This is a genomic window from Streptomyces roseoverticillatus (assembly GCF_000719265.1).
Taxonomy (GTDB): domain Bacteria; phylum Actinomycetota; class Actinomycetes; order Streptomycetales; family Streptomycetaceae; genus Streptomyces; species Streptomyces roseoverticillatus.
The window spans coordinates 1-17,039 of the sequence record NZ_JOFL01000032.1 but is presented as its reverse complement, the minus strand read 5'-3'; the positions used below and the strand labels follow the sequence as shown (position 1 = coordinate 17,039).

The window sequence follows — 17,039 nt, the reverse complement described above, 5'->3', positions numbered from 1 at the left end:
ACCGACCAAAAGAGAAACAACGGCACGAGCACTGCGCATGTAGATGTCCTCTACTCGATCACTGGCGGCACAATACGCTTGCCATCCTGGTTCCAGGTCTCCTCGTCCTCGACAAGGTAGTCGGGGCGTCGACCGCCAGACCGCCGCTCCGGAGAAGCACCACCCACGCCTGCCGCAGGCATGAAACCGCCCATCATCCCTGGTCTTCCAGAGGCGTTGTTGCGGTTCTCCCCTGTGCCCGCGCCGCGAACCAGGCCCGAGCCGCCTGGCGTGAAGGCTGCACCGCCGCCCCCGGGGCGCCCCCCGACGACTCCGCCGGGCTCCGTCGCCCTGGCCCTCCCGGCTCCGGTTCCTGGGCTGCCAGTCACAGGCCCCGGCATTCCGCCAAAGCCCGTACCGGGGGCCATGGGCGGCCGCGTCTGGCCCCGCTGCGGGGAGGGTTCTGTGCCGAACGCCGGAACACGTCCGGGGTTCTGTGTCGGCACGGACGGCCCGCGCGGCGTGGGACGACCACCGACGATGCCATCGCGGGGCACGTTCGGCAGCCAGCTGTCCGGACGGCGGCTGGTACCGGGACCAATCCCAGGCGTCGGAATCCTAGGTGTTGGCCGTCCGCCCCGATCAGGAATCGGCCCTTCTGGGCGGCGACCCGCATCAGGGCGTCGCTCAGGCCTCGGCCAACTGGGCACAGGAACATGCGGCACGGGGATCTGCGGCTTCCCGGCGTCCGGCGGAGTGACCGAAGGTCGGTCCGGCTGCGGTACTGGCACGCGATGCGGTGCCTCAACGCCGCCGGAGAGGTCAAGGTCCGGACGCCTACTAATCCGTTCCACAGGTTGAGACGGTGTCGGCACGCCCCCGGAACTCCGTGCAAGCGCCTCACGACCTGAATAGCCGACTGACGAGACTCCAGCAGCTCCGCCAGATGATTGCGCGCCGGAAACATCACCGGCCAAGCCGACGTGCTCAAGGCCGTCCTGTTCAGGACCCCGGGCTGGCGGCATCACATTGTCCGGCATAGGCCGAAAATTAGGCCTGACCGCCCGCAGAAGCTGCGTCCCCGAGTGGTCGTACGACTCCGACAGCGCCTTCATCAGCGCAGCCGCCGCCTTATGGTTCGTGTCGAGTCGCTGCTGGGCGTCGTAGGCCTCTTTCTGCGTCGGGCCGCCGCTCACCAGGTTGTTACCGCCGACAGGTTCCAGGCCGGGCATGGGGACCTTGCCCAGGGCCAGGGGGTGGTGCTTCAGCCAGGCGTCGACCGTGGCCTTGTCCTCACGGGAGTACTTGGGCATCTTTTTCGCGTTGCCCAGGCTCGTGGACGCATGGCCCAGCCACTCGTCGGCCTTCTTGGCGTATTCGCCCAGCCGGATCGTCTCGTTGGCCATGGAGTGGCCCCACTTGCGGAAGGCTTCGCCGGCCGGGCCCGACCAGATGACGCCGTCCATGTGCTCCTTGAGGTCGCCTCCGAGCTTCTTGATGGCCTCGGCGGCACCGTTGAGGGTGTGGGCAACGGCGGTGACCCGATCCTGGTTCGCGTGCTCGACCATCGCCTGCAACTTCTCGTGCGGCATGGTGTAGAAGTCTTCGGCAGGCGTGCACATCGGCGGGAAGCGAGGGTCTTTATCGCTTCTGGGCGGGGTTCGGTCAGTCATGAGTGCTTGCTTGCTTCCTTCCCTGTCTAGAAGTGGGCTCGTCCACCTGATCCGTTATTGCCGCCGCTGCCGCCGTCGGCGCGCAGTTCCGTGCGGGGCCCCGTTCTCGACGTGTGCGGCTGTGCCGCCTCCGCGTCCGGGTCGAGTTTCGGGTCGTACTGGCGCTGCATCCGCTCGTGGATCGCCCAGAGCTTCTCCCGCTCCTCCGCGTCCGTGCTGGCGTAGCCTCCGTGGGCTTCCAGCATGGCGTCGCCGAGTGCCCCGATCTGGTCGTTCAGCAGCTTGGACAGCGTCACCAGGTCCGTGTGGACGGAGTGGTAGACCCCGTAGAGCGCCGCCGCGGCGTTGAAGTTCTCGCCCAAGTGGGCCTGCGTCAACCCCGTGTCGGCCACCTTGCTCGGTGCCCCGTCCGATTCGTCCAGCGTCCGCAGCAGCTCGTCCACCCGGCCCTTGAACTGCCTCAGCGAGGCCAGCTCGGCTGCGAAGCCCCCCTTGGGCGTTGCGTGCTCAGTCACGTGCGCCTCTTCACTGCCTTCCCCACCCACCGGCCCCCGGTCAACCACCGGCCGTCACATGTAACTTCACGCTACACACTACTGCCGTGCAGTGACACTCACATAAGTACGGGTACTCAGGAGTTGACGGACGCCGCCACCGCCGCCTGCGGCCTGATCGGCAGCCGGTTGACCGGGCGGCCCGTTGCCGCTCGTACCGCTGCTGCCACCGCCGCCGGGGACGTCACGACCGGCACCGCGCTGATCGCCTTGGCGCCGAACGGGGCGACCACGTCCCGTTCCTCGACCAGCTTCACGATGTGGACGTCCGGGATGTCCAGGGATGTCGGCAACGCATAGCCCGTGAAGTCCGGGCGGCGGACCATTCCTCCTGCCGTGCGGAGGTTTTCCGTCAGGGCCGCGCCCACGCCCTGGGTGATGCCCGCTTCGATGCGGGCCCTCGCCTGCGCGGGGTTCAGGACTCGGCCGACGTCCTGGGCGACGGCCATTTCGACCACCCGCACGGAACCCAGTTCCACGTCCACGTCCACCACTGCCCGGACCGCGCAGAAGGCGATGCCCACGAACGCGTCGCCCTGGCCCGACTCGTCCAGCGGCTCCGTCGGGTGGGGGCGGCACTGGGCCGTGGCCCAGAGTTCCTTGCCGTCCAGGGCCTCGGCGACCGTCGTGCTCAGGACGCCGTCGTACGACGTGATCTTTCCGTCGGTGATCGTCAGCAGTTCCGCGGACATGCCGAACTGCGCGGCCAGCGGCTGCAGCAGTTGCGTCCGCACCATCCGCGCCGCCCGCTCGACCGCGCCGCCCGAGACCCACGTGTGGCGGCTGTGCGCGCCCGGGCCGGAGGGGGGCTGGTCGGTGTCGACGGGGGCGACGTAGACCTGGTCCAGGCCCAGGACCTCCTGGACGATCTGGCGGGCCAGGGTCGAGAAGCCCTGGCCGGTTTCCACGGCCGCGCAGATGACCGTGGCCGTCGGGCCGGTCACCTTGACCGTGGCCGTCGAGACCTCGTCCGCGCCCTCCGCGCCGAGCATGTGGACCATGCCCAGGCCGTAGCCGACTCCGCGCCGCACCGCGCCGGCCTCGCCCGCGCCGTCGGGGCCGCCGGGCAGCACCCACTCCTCCTCGGAGTCGTCGGAGGGGAGGGCGGGCAGCGGGTAGTCGCGGACGGCGCGCAGGAGTTCGGCGACGGGCGCGGGGCAGGTGACGGTCTGGCCGGTGGGCAGCAGGTCGCCCGTGGCCATCACGTTGCGCAGACGCAGCTCCGCCGGGTCGAGGCCCAGGCGCGCCGCGAGCTTGTCCATCTGACCCTCGTACGCGGCGCACACCTGCATGGCGCCCTCGCCGCGCACGTGGCCGGACGGCGGATTGTTCGTACGGACGGCCCAGCCCTCGACGAAGGCGTGCGGGACCACGTACGGGCCGCAGGCGAAGGCCACGGCGGCGGCCAGGGCGTCGGACGAGGAGTCGGCGTAGGCGCCCGCGTCCAGCAGGATCTGCGCCTCCACCTTCACCAGCTTGCCGTCGGCGTCCGCGTGGTGGCGGTAGCGCAGCAGGGTGGGGTGGCGGTGCGGGTGGCCGAGGAAGGACTCCTCGCGGGTGGCGACGAGCTTGACGGGGTGGCCGGTGCGCAGCGCGAGCAGGCCGAGCGGCAGCTGCATGCCGGGGTCCTCGCGGTCGCCCGTCGCCCCGGGGACGCCGGTGACGACGATCTTCACGCGCTCCGGTGCCAGGCCGAAGCAGGCGGCGGCGAGGTCGCGGTCGGCGTGCGGGTCCGTCGAGGCGGTGTAGATCTCGACGCCGCCGTCGGGGCGGGGGACGGCCAGGCCGGCCTCGGCACCGATGGGCGCGGGGTCCTGGCGGCCGATCCGGTACAGCCCCTCGACGATCACCTCGCCGACGGCCTCCGGGTCGCCGAAGCGCAGCGGGATGTGGCGGATCAGATTGCCGTCGGGGTGCAGCGGCTCGGCGGAGAACGCCTGCTCGGGGTCGGTGACCGGCTCCAGCATCTCGTACTCGACGGCGATGGCCGCCGCGGCCAGCCGCGCCGTGTCGGGGTGGTCGGCCGCGACGGCGGCGATCGGCTCGCCGTGGTGGCGCACGATGTCGGACGCGAAGACCGGCCGGTCGGCGACCTTGCGGCCGTGGGCGGCGTCGCCCGGCACGTCCGCGTGCGTGACGACGGCGCGGACGCCGGGCATCCGGGCGGCCTCGGAGGTGTCGATCGACAGGATGCGGGCATGCGGGTGCGGGGAGCGCAGGAGCGCGGCCCACAGCAGGCCTTCCGCCCACAGGTCGGCCGCGTACGGGTAGATGCCCTGGGTCTTGGCCTCCGCGTCGGCCGGGGGGAGGGAGGCGCCGATGCCTTGCGTCGGTTCGGCGTGGCCGCCGGGCGAGGCGAGCGTGGGGACGGTGATGGCCGTGGCGCCGCCGTCGGTCATGCCGGCCGTTCCCGTCATGCCGCCCATTCCGCCGCTTCCCGTCATGCCGTCGCCCTTCCGCTGCCCCCGCCGTGCGGGCCCGCCTGGTGCGGGATGCGGGCCTGGTCCGCATCCGGCTGCCCGGCCTCGTACTGCTGCTGCGCGTCCTGAGGCCCCTGCTCAAGCCCTTGCTGAAGCCCCTGCTCAAGCCCGTGCTGAAGCCCCGGCTCAAGTCCCTGTTCGAGACCCTGCTGGAGCTCCTGCTCGTGCGCCGCGGCCGCCTCGCGCTCGCCGACGACCTGGCGGACCGCGTCGAGCACGCCCCGGTAGCCCGAGCAGCGGCAGAGGTTGCCGCAGATGGCCTGGCGGGTCTCCAGCTCGGTCGGGGCGTGGTTGCCCTCCAGCAGGTCGTGCATGGTCATCGCCATGCCCGGCACGCAGAAGCCGCACTGCACGGCGCCGCACTCGGCGAGCGCCCGCTGCACGTCGGACGGCCGCCCGTCGGCGGCCAGGCCCTCGACCGTACGGACCTCCGAGCCTGCGGTCGTGGCCGCCGGGACGAGGCAGGACGCGACGAGCCGCCCGTCGACCTGCACGGAGCAGGCCCCGCACTCGCCCTGCGAGCAGCCGTCCTTGGCCCCGGCCAGGCCGAGGCGCTCGCGCAGCACGTACAGCAGCGACTCGCCGATCCAGGCGTCGGTCACGGGCCGGTCGGTGCCGTTGACGCGCAGGACGTACGAGGCGCAGGGGTGCTCGGTGTGGGGCGCGAGGGGGTGGGCCCCGAGGGGGTCCGGGCCGAGCGTGTCGTGGCCGAGGGCGTCGTGCCCGAGGGGGGCGTACGCGGGCGGCGCGGGGTCCTCGTGCGCGGGCCCGTCGGCCGCCGTTGCTGCTGCCGCTACGGCACCGGCAGCAGCCGCGACATCCGTTGCCTCCGGCCCGCTCTGCTGCGGTACGAACGGCTCCGGCAGCGTGGGCTGCGCAGGCTGCTGCTCCGGCTGGGCCGGCGGCTCCGCCTCCGCGGAATGTCCCGGCTCCTGGGCCGGCGTCGGCAGGCCGGGCTGCTCGGCCGGCAGGCCAGGATGTTCAGTCGGCAGGCCGGGACGCTCGGGCGGCCCGGCCTGCTCGGTCATCCCGGTATGCCCGGTCTGCTCCGCGTGGCCGAACGACTCCGCGTGCATCGCCTGCTGCGGTTGCGTGGGCTGCGCAGGCTGCTGCTCCGGCTCACCGGCCGGGCTCTCCACCTGCTCCGGCAGCTGCTCCGACGACACCGGGTGCACCGAGTCCATCGAGCCCATCGAGTGCACCGAGTCCATCGAGTGCACCGGCTGCTCCGGCTCCTCCGAAGCACCGGCCGCCCCAGCGTTCCCAGCCGCCGCAGCCGTCTCCGCCCCGCCCGGAACATCGCCCGTACCGGTGACATCCGTGACGTACTGCGGCACGGTGAACGCGCCCGTCACGTCCACGGCCGGCGGCTCGCCGGAAGCGGAATTCTCGGCGGCCGAGCCCGTAAAGCCGTCCAGCGCGTACTCACCGGACGTGTCGGCCGTGTCCGTCGCGTCCTCGGGCACAACCGGAACCGACCACTGGCCGGTGCCGCCCACAATGGGCGTACCGGCGGCAGGCGTGGCCGCGGCCAGCGACTGGCGCCAGGAGTCGTCCACGGGCTGCGCGGACCACGGAGCGGGGGCCGGAGCCGCACCCGCGGGCTCCTGCGCCGAGCCGCCCCGGACCAGGTACTCGCCGGACTCGTCGACGGGGTCGTCACCCGCGGCCGGAACGGACCACTGGCCGGTCGAACCCGTCGAGGCGTCACCCGGCATCGGCCACTCCGCGGTGGCCTGCGGATCGGCACCATGCACGTCGTGCGCACCATGCGCGTCATGCACCTCGCGCACACCATGCGCGTCGTGCACGCCGCCGTCGTGACCGACATGAACCTCAGCCTGAGGCGCATGCGCCCCCTGAGGCACGTGCGGCTCCTGAGCTGCATGAGGCATCTGAGACGCATGAGGCCCCTGCGGCACCCCCCACTGCCCGTGCGCCCCCGAGGCCGCCGGAGCCTGCTGCCACGAGTCCGCGGACGGCGGTACATATCCACCCGAACCGGCCGCGGCCAGCGGGTCCCAGGCGCCCGTGCCGGACATGGCCACGCCCGGGTGGGCGAGGAGCTCCGGGGGCAGCTGCAGGAACGTAGTGCCCTCGTCGTACTCCCCGCCGCGCGGGATCGGCTCCCAGCCGGCGGCGTGGGCCTGTCGCTGTTCGTCACTCACGCGAGTGCCCTCCCCAGTGCTCGGCGGGCCAGAGTCGCCACCGTACGACGCAGGTGCAGCGCGGCGGGCGGCAGGGTGCCCGGCTCCCCGCCGTCGGGAGCGGGCGCGGGGTCCGGGATGCACGCCGCGGCGACGTACTCGCCGAAGGCGGCGCACGCCTCGGGGGCGAGCGTGCGCTCGCCGTCCCAGTCGATGAGCGAGGCGACCCAGCGCTCGGCGTCGAGCGGGCGCAGCGGCATGGGCGCGACGGCGCCCACCGCGCAGCGCACGCCCCGCCGGGCGGGGTCGAGGACGACGGCCACGGAGGCGGTGGCGCGGCCGGGGCCGGTGCGGCCGGTGGCCTTGAGGAAGGTCTGCGGGGCGTGCAGCAGCGGCACGCGGACGTAGCCGATGAGCTCGCCGGGGCCGAGCATCTCGTAGCCGGCGAGGAGGTGGCCGACGGGGATCTCGCGGCGGCCGCCGCCGGGTCCGGCGATGACGAGGGAGGCTTCGAGGGCGGCGAGGACGGGCAGGGCGTCACCGGTGGGGGCGGCGGAGGCGATGTTGCCCCCGAGCGTGCCGGCGTTGCGGATCTGGGGCGGGCCGGCGGCGCGCGCGGCGGCCGCGAGCGCCGGGATGAGGGCCGCGAAGTCGGGGCGGCCCATCCGGGCGTGGGTGAGGCCGGCGCCGAGCAGGGCGTGGCCGTCCTGGTACTGCCAGCCGCGGATCTCGCTGATGCGGCCGAGGCCGACGAGCCCGGCGGGCCGCAGCAGCCCGGAGTTGACGGCGGCCATCAGATCGGTGCCACCCGCGACGGGCACGGCCGCGGGCATGGCGGCCAGCGCCGCCACGGCCTCGTCGAGCGAGCCCGGCAGCGTCACCGTGTGCGCTGCCTGCGGTGCGTGCGTGGTCAACCCAGCTGCCCCTTCCCCGGTGGTCCCGGCTGTCCGGCCTGATCCCGCCGTACGATCCCGCCGTACGGTACGTCCTCACGGCCCGGACGTGGCAACTCTGGCACATCTTCGGACTCCGCCGTCGCGAGGGTCCACGAACCGCCGATCCGTCCCCGGCAATATGAATGGTCCGATTTTCGGGGGTGTCCCCGTTGTGTACGGATTGCCATTATCAGGGGGCCTTTTTACGACTTACGGCAGTGTGTGAAGGACCACCGTGCCAGCCGTCCGCCGCCGGGACGCGCAGCTTGGCCGTGGCTCACACGATCGGGGGCGCGCCCTCGATCGGGCGTCCGAGGACGCCGGGGCGGCGCTGCCAGGGCCTGGGGCCGCCCGGAGGCCGGTAGTCCACGCCGAGGGCGTCGAGCCGGGCGTAATGGGCGGTCATACGGCGTTCGAACGCCGGGTAGTCGCGCTCGGCGGGGGCGGGCAGGTGCGACCAGACGGTCTCGGCGAAGGCGGCGAGGCGCGGGAAGGCCTGGTAGTCGAGGCGCTGCTGGTTCTCCGTCACCTCGCTCCACAGGTTGGCCTGGGCCCCCAGGATGCGGGCCGTCGCCGCCTCGCCGAGCGCCGGCGGCACGGGGTCGAAGCGGTAGACGTCCTCCAAGGTGCGGACGTAGCCGATGGGTACGGGCTCGTCGGTACCGGCCGCCTGCCGGTGGTCGAGGTACACCTGCTGTTCGGGGCACATGACGACGTCGTGCCCGGCGCGCGCCGCCGCGATCCCGCCCGCGTAGCCCCGCCAGGAGGACACCACGGCGCCTTCCGTCAGGCCCCGCCCGGTCGCACCGCCGTCCAGGATCTCGTCCCAGCCGGTCAGGCGGCGGCCGCGCTCGGCGAGCCAGCGGTCGAAGTGCCGGACGAACCAGCCGTGCAGCTCGCCCGCGCCGGCCAGGCCCAGCCCGCGGACGCGCTCCTGCGCGGCCGGCGAAGCCCGCCACTGGTCCTCCGGGCACTCGTCGCCGCCGATGTGCACGAAGGGGGACGGGAAGAGCTCCAGGACCTCGGTGAGCACGTCCTCGTAGAAGGCGAGGGTCCGCCCGGACGGGGCGAGGACGTTCGGGCTGATGCCCCACGTGTCCCACACCCCGAGGGCGGCGGTGTCGACGACGTCGGTGTTGCCCAGCCAGGGGTAGGCGGCGATGGCGGCCTGCGAGTGCCCGGGGACGTCGATCTCGGGGACGACGGTGATGTGGCGGTCGGCGGCGTACGCGACGATCTCGCGGATGTCGTCCTGCGTGTAGTAGCCGCCGTGCGGCCGCTCGTCCCACAGCGGCGAGGCCCGGTGCCCGAGCTTGGTGCGCGCCCGCCAGGCGCCGGTCCCGGTGAGCCGGGGGTGGCGCAGGATCTCGATCCGCCAGCCCTGGTCGTCCGTCAGGTGCAGGTGCAGGACGTTGAGCTTGTGCGCGGCGAGCAGGTCCAGGTACCGCAGCACGCCGTCCTTGGGCAGGAAGTGACGGGCGACGTCGAGGAGGACGCCGCGCCACCGGAACCGCGGGGCGTCTTCGACGACGCCCGCGGGTACGGCCCACTCGCGCTTCCCCGTGACCGGCGCCCGCCGGAAGGCCTCGGGACCGAGCAGCTGACGGAAGGTCTGGGCGCCCCAGAAGACGCCGGCCGGGCCGGCGCCGTGGATGGTGACCCCGTATCCGGTGTTGACGAGCTGGTAGCCCTCCGGCCCGAGCTCGGGCTCCAGACCGGCGTCGATACGCAGGCTGATGCGGTTGCCGCCGCTCCCGCCGGCCTCGCCGTCCGGCAGCGGAAGCCCGGTGGCCGCGCCGACCGCGGCGCGCAGCCAGCGGGCGACGCCCTCGGTGCCCGGCCGGGCCTCGATGCACGTCGCCCCGTCGAGGACGGCGAGCCGCCTGCTGCCGGGACCGGTCACCGGGGCGGATTTCCGGGCGGCGGGAATCAGCTCCCCGAGGGACGATGCGGAATGACTCATCGGATTCAGTCCTTCACCGCTCCGCCGAGGCCCGACACGAGCCTCCGCTGGACGAGTACGAAGAAGACGAGCACCGGCACGGTCATGACGGTGGACGCCGCCATGATGCCGCCCCAGTCGTTGCCCTCGTCCTTGAAGAAGACGAGGAGCGCCATCGGGAGAGTGGAGTTCTCGGTGGCGCTGACGATGAAGGACTTCGCGAAGAGGAAGTCGTTCCACGTGGAGATGAACGAGAAGACGCTCGTCGCGACGAGCCCGGGGAAGACCAGCGGGAAGAGGATCCGCCACAGGAAGCGGGCGCGGGTGGCGCCGTCGAGGTACGCGGCCTCCTCCAGCGCCTCCGGCACCGCCCGGACGAACCCGCGCAGCATCCAGACCGCGAAGGGCAGCGAGAAGGCGATGTGCGGCAGGATCAGCGAGCCGAGCGTGTTGAGGCCGATGCCGGGCACGTACGCGCCCGCGTCGCGCAGGAGGAAGAACAGCGGGATGGTGAGCGCCTCGACCGGCACCATCTGGGCGACGAGGAACATCACGAGCAGCGTCGTCCGGAACCGGAAGCGGAAGCGGGTGACGGCGGTCGCGGCGAGGAAGGCCACGAGCGCGGAGACGACGACCACGGTGCCCGCGACGAGCAGGCTGTTGAGGAAGTAGCGCGCGAAGTCCTGCTGTCCGAAGACGCGGCGGAAGGCGTCCAGGGAAGGCGCGGACGTCCAGGGGCGGGGCCGGTCGCTCAGCACCTCCCCCTCCGGCTTGAGGGCCGAGAGCACCATCCAGTACAGGGGAAAGGCGACCACGGCCGCCGTCAGCAGCGCCGCCGCCTCCGCGACGAGCCGGCCGTACCGCCCGTACCGCCTGCCCGGTCCGCGCCGCCGTCTCATGTCTCCTCCCCCTGTCTTCATATCTCCTCCCCCTGTCTCCGCAGCAGCCGCAGGTACGCGAGCGTGACGGCCAGCAGGATCAGCAGCATCACCACGCCGATCGCCGAGCCGAGGCTGTACTGCGAGGACGCGAACGCCTTCTGGTAGGCGTAGACGTTCAGGGTCAGGTTCTGCCCGGCGATCCCGCCGCCGTTGGTCATGACGTAGATCTGCGTGAACACCTTGAAGTCCCAGATGACCGACTGGATGGTGACGACGACCAGGATCGGCCGCAGCATCGGCGCCGTGACCGCGCGCCAGGTGCGCCACTGCGAGGCGCCGTCCAGGGCGGCGGCCTCCAGGACCTCCGCGGGGATCGACCGGATGCCGGCGTAGACGGTCACCATGACGAAGGGGAACGAGCACCAGACGACTTCGAGGAGGACGAGCGCGAAGGCGCTGTAGCGGTCGTACGTCCACGAGTAGCCGTCGAAGCCGCTCATGCCGAGCCGGGTGAGCACCTTGTCCACAGGCCCGAAGTCGGGGTCGAAGAGGAAGAGCCAGACCGTCGAGCCGGTCACGGCGGGCGTGGCCCAGGCGCCGAGCGCCGCGGTCATCAGGGCGAGGCGGGGCAGGGCGCGGACGCGGGTGAGGAGCACGGCGAGCGCGCAGCCGGTGGCCAGGGTGGCGAGCACGCAGGCGGCCGCGAAGAGGACGGTGGTGACGAGCACCTCCCGGAACTGGCCGTCGCGGAAGAGTGCGGCGTAGTTGCCGAAGCCCTGGAAGGAGGTCGGGCGGCCGCCGCTGACCTGGGCCTGGGTGTACTCCAGGAAGGAGATGAGCCCGAGCTGGTAGACGGGGTAGAGCAGCAGGCCGCCGAGGAGGACGAGGGCGGGGGCGAGGTAGAGCCAGGGCGTCCGGCGGCTGTGGGGTCGCGTGGGCGTGCGCGGCGTACGGCTGCGGGTGCGGGTGCGGGTGCGGCTACGGGTGCGCATCGTGCCGGCCCCCGCCCTCAGCCCGCGGCCCTGAAGGCGCTGTTCATCTTCTTCGCCGCGGCCGAGGCCGCCGCGTCCACGCTCCTGCGGCCGCTCACGATCTCCTGGAACATGACCGGCAGCACCTGCCCCGCGTCGATGGCGCCCCACGCGGGCGTCACGGGCACGAAGGCCGCGCCCGCGGCGAGCGTCCTCACGAAGGGTTCGACGTAGGGCTGCTTGCGGGCCGCCTCGCGGCGTACGTCCGTATAGGTGGGCAGGAAGCCCATGGCGTCGAAGAGCTCGGACTGGGTGCGCTTGCCGGTGAGGGCCCGCATCAGCTCGACGGCGAGCGTGCGGTGGGAACTGCTCTTGAGGACCCCGACGTTGTTCCCGCCCGCGAACGCCGGGGCGATGCTGCCCTCCTCGGCGCCGGGCAGCGGGACGACCGCGTACCTGCCCCCGGCCTTGCCGTTCTCGACGGCCCGGTGGCTGAAGTCCCCGCCGATCGCCATGGCCGCCTTGCCGGAGGCGAACGCCTCGACGGTGGCGTTGCCACCCAGTTGCGCGCACTTGGCGGGCGGGCAGTTGTGCTCGCCGAAGAGGGCGGTGTACGCGGTGATGCCCCGCTTCGCCGCCTCGCCGTCGATGGCCGCGGTGTACTTCCTGCCCTTCTTCTCCGCTATCGCACCGCCGTTGGCCCACAGGAAGGGCAGGGCGCCGTACGTGTACGAGCCGCCGACCACGAGCCCGTAGAGCTCCGGCCGCTCCCGGTGGATGCGGCGGGCGGTCTCCGCGAGCTCGGCCTGGGTGCGCGGCGGGCGCAGGCCGAGCTCGCGGAAGACGTCCGTGCGGTAGTAGAGGGCGCGGACGCCGACGAACAGCGGGGCGCCGTAGACCTTCCCGTCCACGGTGACGGAGCGGCGGGCGGCGGGATCGGTGTCCCGCGCCTCGGGCCAGGCGGCGAAGTCGGCGGTGACGTCGGCCAGTCCGCCGTCCCGGACGTAGCCGGCGGTGTCGGTGTTGCCGTACTCGATGACGTCGGGGGCGCTGCGGGGGTCGTTGAAGGCGGCCTTGATCCGCTGGGCGCGCGTCTCGACGGGGATGTAGGTGACGTCGACGCGGGCGCCTCGGTGCTCCCGGGCGAAGGCGGCGACGGCCTTGCCGACGACGGCCGCCTTGGGCCCGTTGTCGACCTCCCGGAAGAGCCAGACCCGCAGGCGCCCCGTCCGCTCGTCGCCCCCGGCGCTACCTGCGGAGGTGGCGGGGGCGCAGGCGGTCAGGGCGGCGGCCGTCACCAGGGCCACTAAAACCGGAGCCACCACACCGGACGAGCGGCCGGACGGCTTCATGGGGATCCCTCCCGCGTGGCGTTGCAACATACGCAATGGGCGTTTCGCTCAGCACAACTGGCAGGAGACTAGGGGCGTGCCATGGCCCCGACAAGAGGTCTCCACCACTCTGTGATCAGCGAAAGCGCTCCGTGCAACGGCTCGCGCAACGGGGCGTGCGACGCACGCGGCCCCCGGGACGCGCCGGAGCGCGTCCCGGGGGCCGGGAAGAATGGTGTGGCCTGCAGCGAGGAGGCCCGGGGGGCTACTTCTTGTCGCCGCCCTTGCCGCCCTTGTCCTTGTCCCCGCCGGCGCCCATGCCGTCGAAGATCTCCTTGCACATCGGACAGACCGGGTACTTCTTCGGGTCGCGCCCCGGGACCCAGACCTTGCCGCACAGGGCGACGACCGGGGAACCGGAGAGCGCGCTCTCCATGATCTTGTCCTTCTGGACGTAGTGGGCGTAGCGCTCGTGGTCGCCGTCGCCGTGCGACACCTGCGGCGTCGGCTCTACGAGGGTGCCGGTCCCTGCCCCGCGCTCGGGCTCAAGAGTGCTCATGGTCTCCAAGGGTACTGGGGCGCACCGCTGACTTCCGATCCCCGGTCCGGTCGTTTCGCGCGCGGGCCGCGCCCCTTTGCGGGGCGGATCCCCCGGACGGCGGCCCCCGGGACCCCCGGGAGGCTTCCGGGTCAGTTCAGACCGGGGTCGTCCAGGTCAGTTCAGGCTGAGGTCGTCCAGGTCAGTTCGGGCTGGGGGCGTACGGGTCAGTTCAGCTGAAGTCGTCCGGGTCAGTTCAGGCTGGGGTCGTCCGGATACGTGGCCACCATCGCCAGCTCGTTGCGCTGGCGCCGCAGCACCGCGCGCCACAGCTGCGACGGATCGGGCGAGGAGACGTCGCCCGGCTCGGACTCCACCACGTACCACGCGCCCTCGACCAGCTCGTCCTCCAGCTGGCCCGGGCCCCAGCCCGCATAGCCGGCGAAGATCCGCAGCGAGCCGAGGGCGGCCGCGAGCAGCTCCGGCGGGGCCTCCAGGTCGACGAGGCCGATCGCGCCGTGGACGCGGCGCCAGCCGAGCGGGCCGTCGCCGACGACGGCCGCGGAGCCTGTCGCGCCGTGCCCCTCCCCCGGCACCACGGCCACGCCCAGCGCCGAGTCCAGCGAGACGGGACCGCCCTGGAAGACCACACCCGGCTCCCCGGTCAGCGCGGCCCAGGACTCCAGGATGTCGGCCACCCCGACGGGGGTCGGGCGGTTCAGGATCACTCCGAGGGAACCCTCCTCGTCGTGATCGAGCAGCAACACCACAGCGCGGTCGAAATTCGGGTCGGCGAGCGCCGGTGTCGCGACAAGCAGCCGTCCTGTGAGCGAGGACACCTCGGACATGGGCACATGATCCCGCATTTCGGGCCCGCGCGGGGGGTGGACGCCCACTCCGGCAAGAAAGGGGCGGCCCGCGGCGCGCCGCCGATAACCGGTAGCGACCATTCCATTAACAGAGCGTGTTGTTGCAAAGCCATGACGTGCCCGGAGCCCCCTCAGGCATGCAGGACGGCCCCCTCGTCGCATTACCCTTTCTTCTTGCCCCCTGCCCAACTCCAGGAACGCGAGATCCATGACCGGCCCTGACGATGTCCTGCTTGTCCACGGCGGTACCCCGCTCGAGGGCGAGATCCGTGTCCGCGGCGCGAAGAACCTCGTGCCCAAGGCCATGGTCGCCGCCCTGCTCGGGCACGGCCCCAGCCGGCTGCGCAACGTCCCCGACATCCGCGACGTGCGCGTCGTGCGCGGACTGCTGCAGCTGCACGGCGTGACCGTCCGCCCCGGCGACGAGCCCGGCGAGCTGGTCCTCGATCCCACGTACGTGGAGAGCGCCAACGTCGCGGACATCGACGCGCACGCCGGCTCCTCGCGCATCCCGATCCTGCTGTGCGGCCCGCTGCTGCACCGGCTGGGCCACGCCTTCATCCCGGGCCTGGGCGGCTGCGACATCGGCGGCCGGCCGATCGACTTCCACTTCGAGGTGCTGCGCCAGTTCGGCGCGACCATCGAGAAGCGCGAGGGCGGCCAGTACCTGGAGGCCCCGCAGCGGCTGCGCGGCTGCAAGATCCGCCTGCCCTACCCCTCGGTCGGCGCGACCGAGCAGGTCCTGCTGACCGCCGTGCTGGCGGAGGGCGTCACGGAGCTGTCCAACGCCGCCGTGGAGCCGGAGATCGAGGACCTCATCTGCGTGCTGCAGAAGATGGGCGCGATCATCGCCATGGACACCGACCGGACCATCCGGATCACCGGTGTCGACAAGCTCGGCGGCTACAACCACCGCGCGCTGTCCGACCGTCTGGAGGCGGCCTCCTGGGCGTCCGCGGCGCTGGCCACCAAGGGCAACATCTACGTGCGCGGCGCGCAGCAGCGCTCGATGATGACCTTCCTCAACACCTACCGCAAGGTCGGCGGCGCCTTCGAGATCGACGACGAGGGCATCCGCTTCTGGCACCCGGGCGGCGCGCTCAACGCCATCGCGCTGGAGACGGACGTGCACCCCGGCTTCCAGACCGACTGGCAGCAGCCGCTGGTCGTGGCGCTGACGCAGGCGGCGGGCCTGTCCATCGTCCACGAGACGGTGTACGAGTCGCGGCTCGGTTTCACCTCGGCGCTGAACCAGATGGGTGCTCACATCCAGCTGTACCGCGAGTGCCTGGGCGGTTCCGCCTGCCGCTTCGGCCAGCGCAACTTCCTGCACTCGGCGGTCGTCTCCGGCCCGACGAAGCTGCAGGGCTCCGACATGGTCGTCCCGGACCTCCGCGGCGGCTTCTCGTACCTGATCGCGGCCCTGGCGGCCGAGGGCACCTCGCGGGTCCACGGCATCGACCTGATCAACCGCGGCTACGAGAACTTCATGCAGAAGCTGAAGGACCTGGGTGCGAACGTGGAGCTGCCCGGCGGCACCACGGCCTGACGCTTCCCGTCACCACGACACGGCCCCCGGCTGGGGGCCCGGGGGTCATCCCCCGGGAAAGCACAGCATGCAGAAGCTGAAGGACCTGGGTGCGAACGTGGAGCTGCCCGGCGGCACCACGGCCTGACGCTTCCCGTCACCACGACGCGGCCCCCGGCTGGGGGTCCGGGGGTCATCCCCCGGGAAAGCACAGCATGCAGAAGCTGAAGGACCTGGCCGGCGCGAACGTGGAGCTGCCCGGCGGCACCGCCGCCTGAGCGCCGTCCTTCTGACGGGGCGTAAGCGCCTGTACGAGCCATTCAAGGCCCGTACAGGCGCTTTCGTGCATCCGGGTGACCCAGGGGCCCGTACGGGCCTCCGAGGGGCCGTTACGGGCCCTGGAAAGCCCAAAGGGCGGGCACCCCGGCCGGGGTGCCCGCCCTCTCAGCGCTGAGCGCAGCGCTAAAGGCTTACTTGCCCTTGGCGGCTTCCTTGAGCTTGGAGCCCGCGGAGACCTTCACGCTGTAACCGGCAGCGATCTGGATCGGCTCACCCGTCTGCGGGTTGCGAGCGGTCCGAGCGGCACGGTGGGTGCGCTCGAAGGTCAGGAAGCCGGGGATGGTGACCTTCTCGTCGCCCTTGGCGACGACCTCGCCGACGGTCTCGGCGAGCGCGGCCAGAACGGCGTCGGCGTCCTTGCGGGTCACCTCGGCGCGGTCGGCCAGCGCGGCCACCAGCTCACTGCGGTTCATGTTGTACTCCCGTGTTCTTCTTGCCAATGAGGCGTGAGATCGAAGCCGATGCTGCCAGGGCCCTCGGACAGTCCCCGGACCCGGGTCCGTTGCCAGACCCTCGCGCCCGGTTACGCATCCTGCCCCCACCAGTGGCGGGAAAGCCAATCCGGCACCCTGGAGAGTCACACGGAAAGCGGCACAGCCTCGGATACAGCCGCATTTCTGCGGCCTGATTTCTGCCCGACACCTTAGGGGCAGGTCGCGGGCCCGAAGGCCCGCGACGCGCCGTCATCAGACGGTCGTGGTGCCCGTCACAGCCGCACCGGCGGCTTTCGCGGCCTCGCGCACGGCGCCCGCGACCGTCCCCGCGACCTTCTCGTTGAAGACGCTGGGGATGATGTAGTTGGCGTTGAGTTCGTCCTCGGTGACGACGTCGGCGAGGGCGCCGGCGGCCGCGAGCATCATGCCGGTGTCGAC

General features: G+C 72.2%; 13 protein-coding genes and 1 pseudogene. 1 reads left to right on the top strand and 13 read right to left on the bottom strand.

Features of this window, described 5'->3' with window-relative positions; translation table 11 throughout:
• Window positions 1–50 precede the first annotated feature (50 nt).
• From IF61_RS36070 to IF61_RS0128425, 11 genes are all read right to left on the bottom strand, one after another.
• Window positions 51–1,652 carry a hypothetical protein gene (locus IF61_RS36070; RefSeq protein ID WP_157848704.1) on the bottom strand — a complete coding sequence of 534 codons (1,602 nt, stop codon included), beginning with the start codon at window positions 1,650–1,652 and terminating at the stop codon, window positions 51–53.
• 26 nt (window positions 1,653–1,678) lie between these two features.
• Entirely contained in the window at window positions 1,679–2,167 is a 489-nt protein-coding gene (locus tag IF61_RS32845; RefSeq protein ID WP_052393130.1) for a hypothetical protein, read from the bottom strand.
• A 116-nt stretch (window positions 2,168–2,283) separates the two neighbouring features.
• Entirely contained in the window at window positions 2,284–4,605 is a 2,322-nt protein-coding gene (locus IF61_RS0128465) for a xanthine dehydrogenase family protein molybdopterin-binding subunit (protein WP_030369408.1), read from the bottom strand.
• Window positions 4,606–4,646: 41 nt separating this feature from the next.
• Complete coding sequence (locus tag IF61_RS37270; RefSeq protein ID WP_052393129.1) at window positions 4,647–6,854, bottom strand: 2Fe-2S iron-sulfur cluster-binding protein; 2,208 nt, start codon at window positions 6,852–6,854, stop codon at window positions 4,647–4,649.
• Entirely contained in the window at window positions 6,851–7,747 is an 897-nt protein-coding gene (locus IF61_RS0128455; RefSeq protein ID WP_030369406.1) for an FAD binding domain-containing protein, read from the bottom strand. The genes IF61_RS37270 and IF61_RS0128455 overlap by 4 nt, the downstream gene beginning before the upstream one ends.
• A 298-nt stretch (window positions 7,748–8,045) precedes the next feature.
• On the bottom strand, window positions 8,046–9,731 hold the full coding sequence (locus IF61_RS0128450) for a beta-N-acetylhexosaminidase (protein ID WP_030369405.1): 1,686 nt from the start codon (window positions 9,729–9,731) through the stop codon (window positions 8,046–8,048).
• A 5-nt stretch (window positions 9,732–9,736) separates the two neighbouring features.
• Window positions 9,737–10,609: a carbohydrate ABC transporter permease gene (locus tag IF61_RS0128445; protein ID WP_043191199.1), complete on the bottom strand. Its 873-nt coding sequence runs from the start codon at window positions 10,607–10,609 to the stop codon at window positions 9,737–9,739.
• A 17-nt stretch (window positions 10,610–10,626) separates the two neighbouring features.
• Entirely contained in the window at window positions 10,627–11,583 is a 957-nt protein-coding gene (locus IF61_RS0128440) for a carbohydrate ABC transporter permease (RefSeq protein ID WP_030369403.1), read from the bottom strand.
• Window positions 11,584–11,600: 17 nt separating this feature from the next.
• A complete protein-coding gene (locus IF61_RS0128435; RefSeq protein WP_030369402.1) occupies window positions 11,601–12,914 on the bottom strand; it encodes an extracellular solute-binding protein in 1,314 nt (437 codons plus the stop codon).
• 244 nt (window positions 12,915–13,158) lie between these two features.
• Entirely contained in the window at window positions 13,159–13,452 is a 294-nt protein-coding gene (locus tag IF61_RS0128430; RefSeq protein WP_078660579.1) for a DUF3039 domain-containing protein, read from the bottom strand.
• 230 nt (window positions 13,453–13,682) lie between these two features.
• Window positions 13,683–14,279: a YqgE/AlgH family protein gene (locus IF61_RS0128425; RefSeq protein WP_030369400.1), complete on the bottom strand. Its 597-nt coding sequence runs from the start codon at window positions 14,277–14,279 to the stop codon at window positions 13,683–13,685.
• Between the two features lie 229 nt (window positions 14,280–14,508).
• On the opposite strand from IF61_RS0128425, the gene murA reads away from it, so the two are divergent.
• A complete protein-coding gene (murA, locus tag IF61_RS0128420) occupies window positions 14,509–15,849 on the top strand; it encodes a UDP-N-acetylglucosamine 1-carboxyvinyltransferase (protein WP_030369399.1) in 1,341 nt (446 codons plus the stop codon).
• A 449-nt stretch (window positions 15,850–16,298) separates the two neighbouring features.
• On the opposite strand, the gene IF61_RS0128415 is transcribed toward murA, so the two are convergent.
• Together IF61_RS0128415 and IF61_RS32840 are read right to left on the bottom strand one after the other, a co-directional pair.
• Window positions 16,299–16,580 (bottom strand): HU family DNA-binding protein, encoded by a 282-nt coding sequence (locus IF61_RS0128415; RefSeq protein ID WP_004951951.1) that lies wholly within the window; start codon window positions 16,578–16,580, stop codon window positions 16,299–16,301.
• 273 nt (window positions 16,581–16,853) lie between these two features.
• Window positions 16,854–17,039, bottom strand: a pseudogene (locus tag IF61_RS32840) (NAD-dependent malic enzyme); the annotation flags it as partial.

What these genes read in the sequence shown, in the direction of transcription:
- IF61_RS0128425 (WP_030369400.1), bottom strand. Translation starts at nt 14,279, where the DNA reads ATGTCCGAGGTGTCCTCGCTCACAGGACGGCTGCTTGTCGCGACACCG.
- IF61_RS0128445 (WP_043191199.1), bottom strand. Translation starts at nt 10,609, where the DNA reads ATGAGACGGCGGCGCGGACCGGGCAGGCGGTACGGGCGGTACGGCCGG.
- IF61_RS0128435 (WP_030369402.1), bottom strand. Translation starts at nt 12,914, where the DNA reads ATGAAGCCGTCCGGCCGCTCGTCCGGTGTGGTGGCTCCGGTTTTAGTG.
- IF61_RS0128465 (WP_030369408.1), bottom strand. Translation starts at nt 4,605, where the DNA reads ATGACCGACGGCGGCGCCACGGCCATCACCGTCCCCACGCTCGCCTCG.
- IF61_RS0128430 (WP_078660579.1), bottom strand. Translation starts at nt 13,452, where the DNA reads ATGAGCACTCTTGAGCCCGAGCGCGGGGCAGGGACCGGCACCCTCGTA.
- IF61_RS0128450 (WP_030369405.1), bottom strand. Translation starts at nt 9,731, where the DNA reads ATGAGTCATTCCGCATCGTCCCTCGGGGAGCTGATTCCCGCCGCCCGG.
- murA (WP_030369399.1), top strand. Translation starts at nt 14,509, where the DNA reads ATGACCGGCCCTGACGATGTCCTGCTTGTCCACGGCGGTACCCCGCTC.
- IF61_RS36070 (WP_157848704.1), bottom strand. Translation starts at nt 1,652, where the DNA reads ATGACTGACCGAACCCCGCCCAGAAGCGATAAAGACCCTCGCTTCCCG.
- IF61_RS0128415 (WP_004951951.1), bottom strand. Translation starts at nt 16,580, where the DNA reads ATGAACCGCAGTGAGCTGGTGGCCGCGCTGGCCGACCGCGCCGAGGTG.
- IF61_RS0128440 (WP_030369403.1), bottom strand. Translation starts at nt 11,583, where the DNA reads ATGCGCACCCGTAGCCGCACCCGCACCCGCACCCGCAGCCGTACGCCG.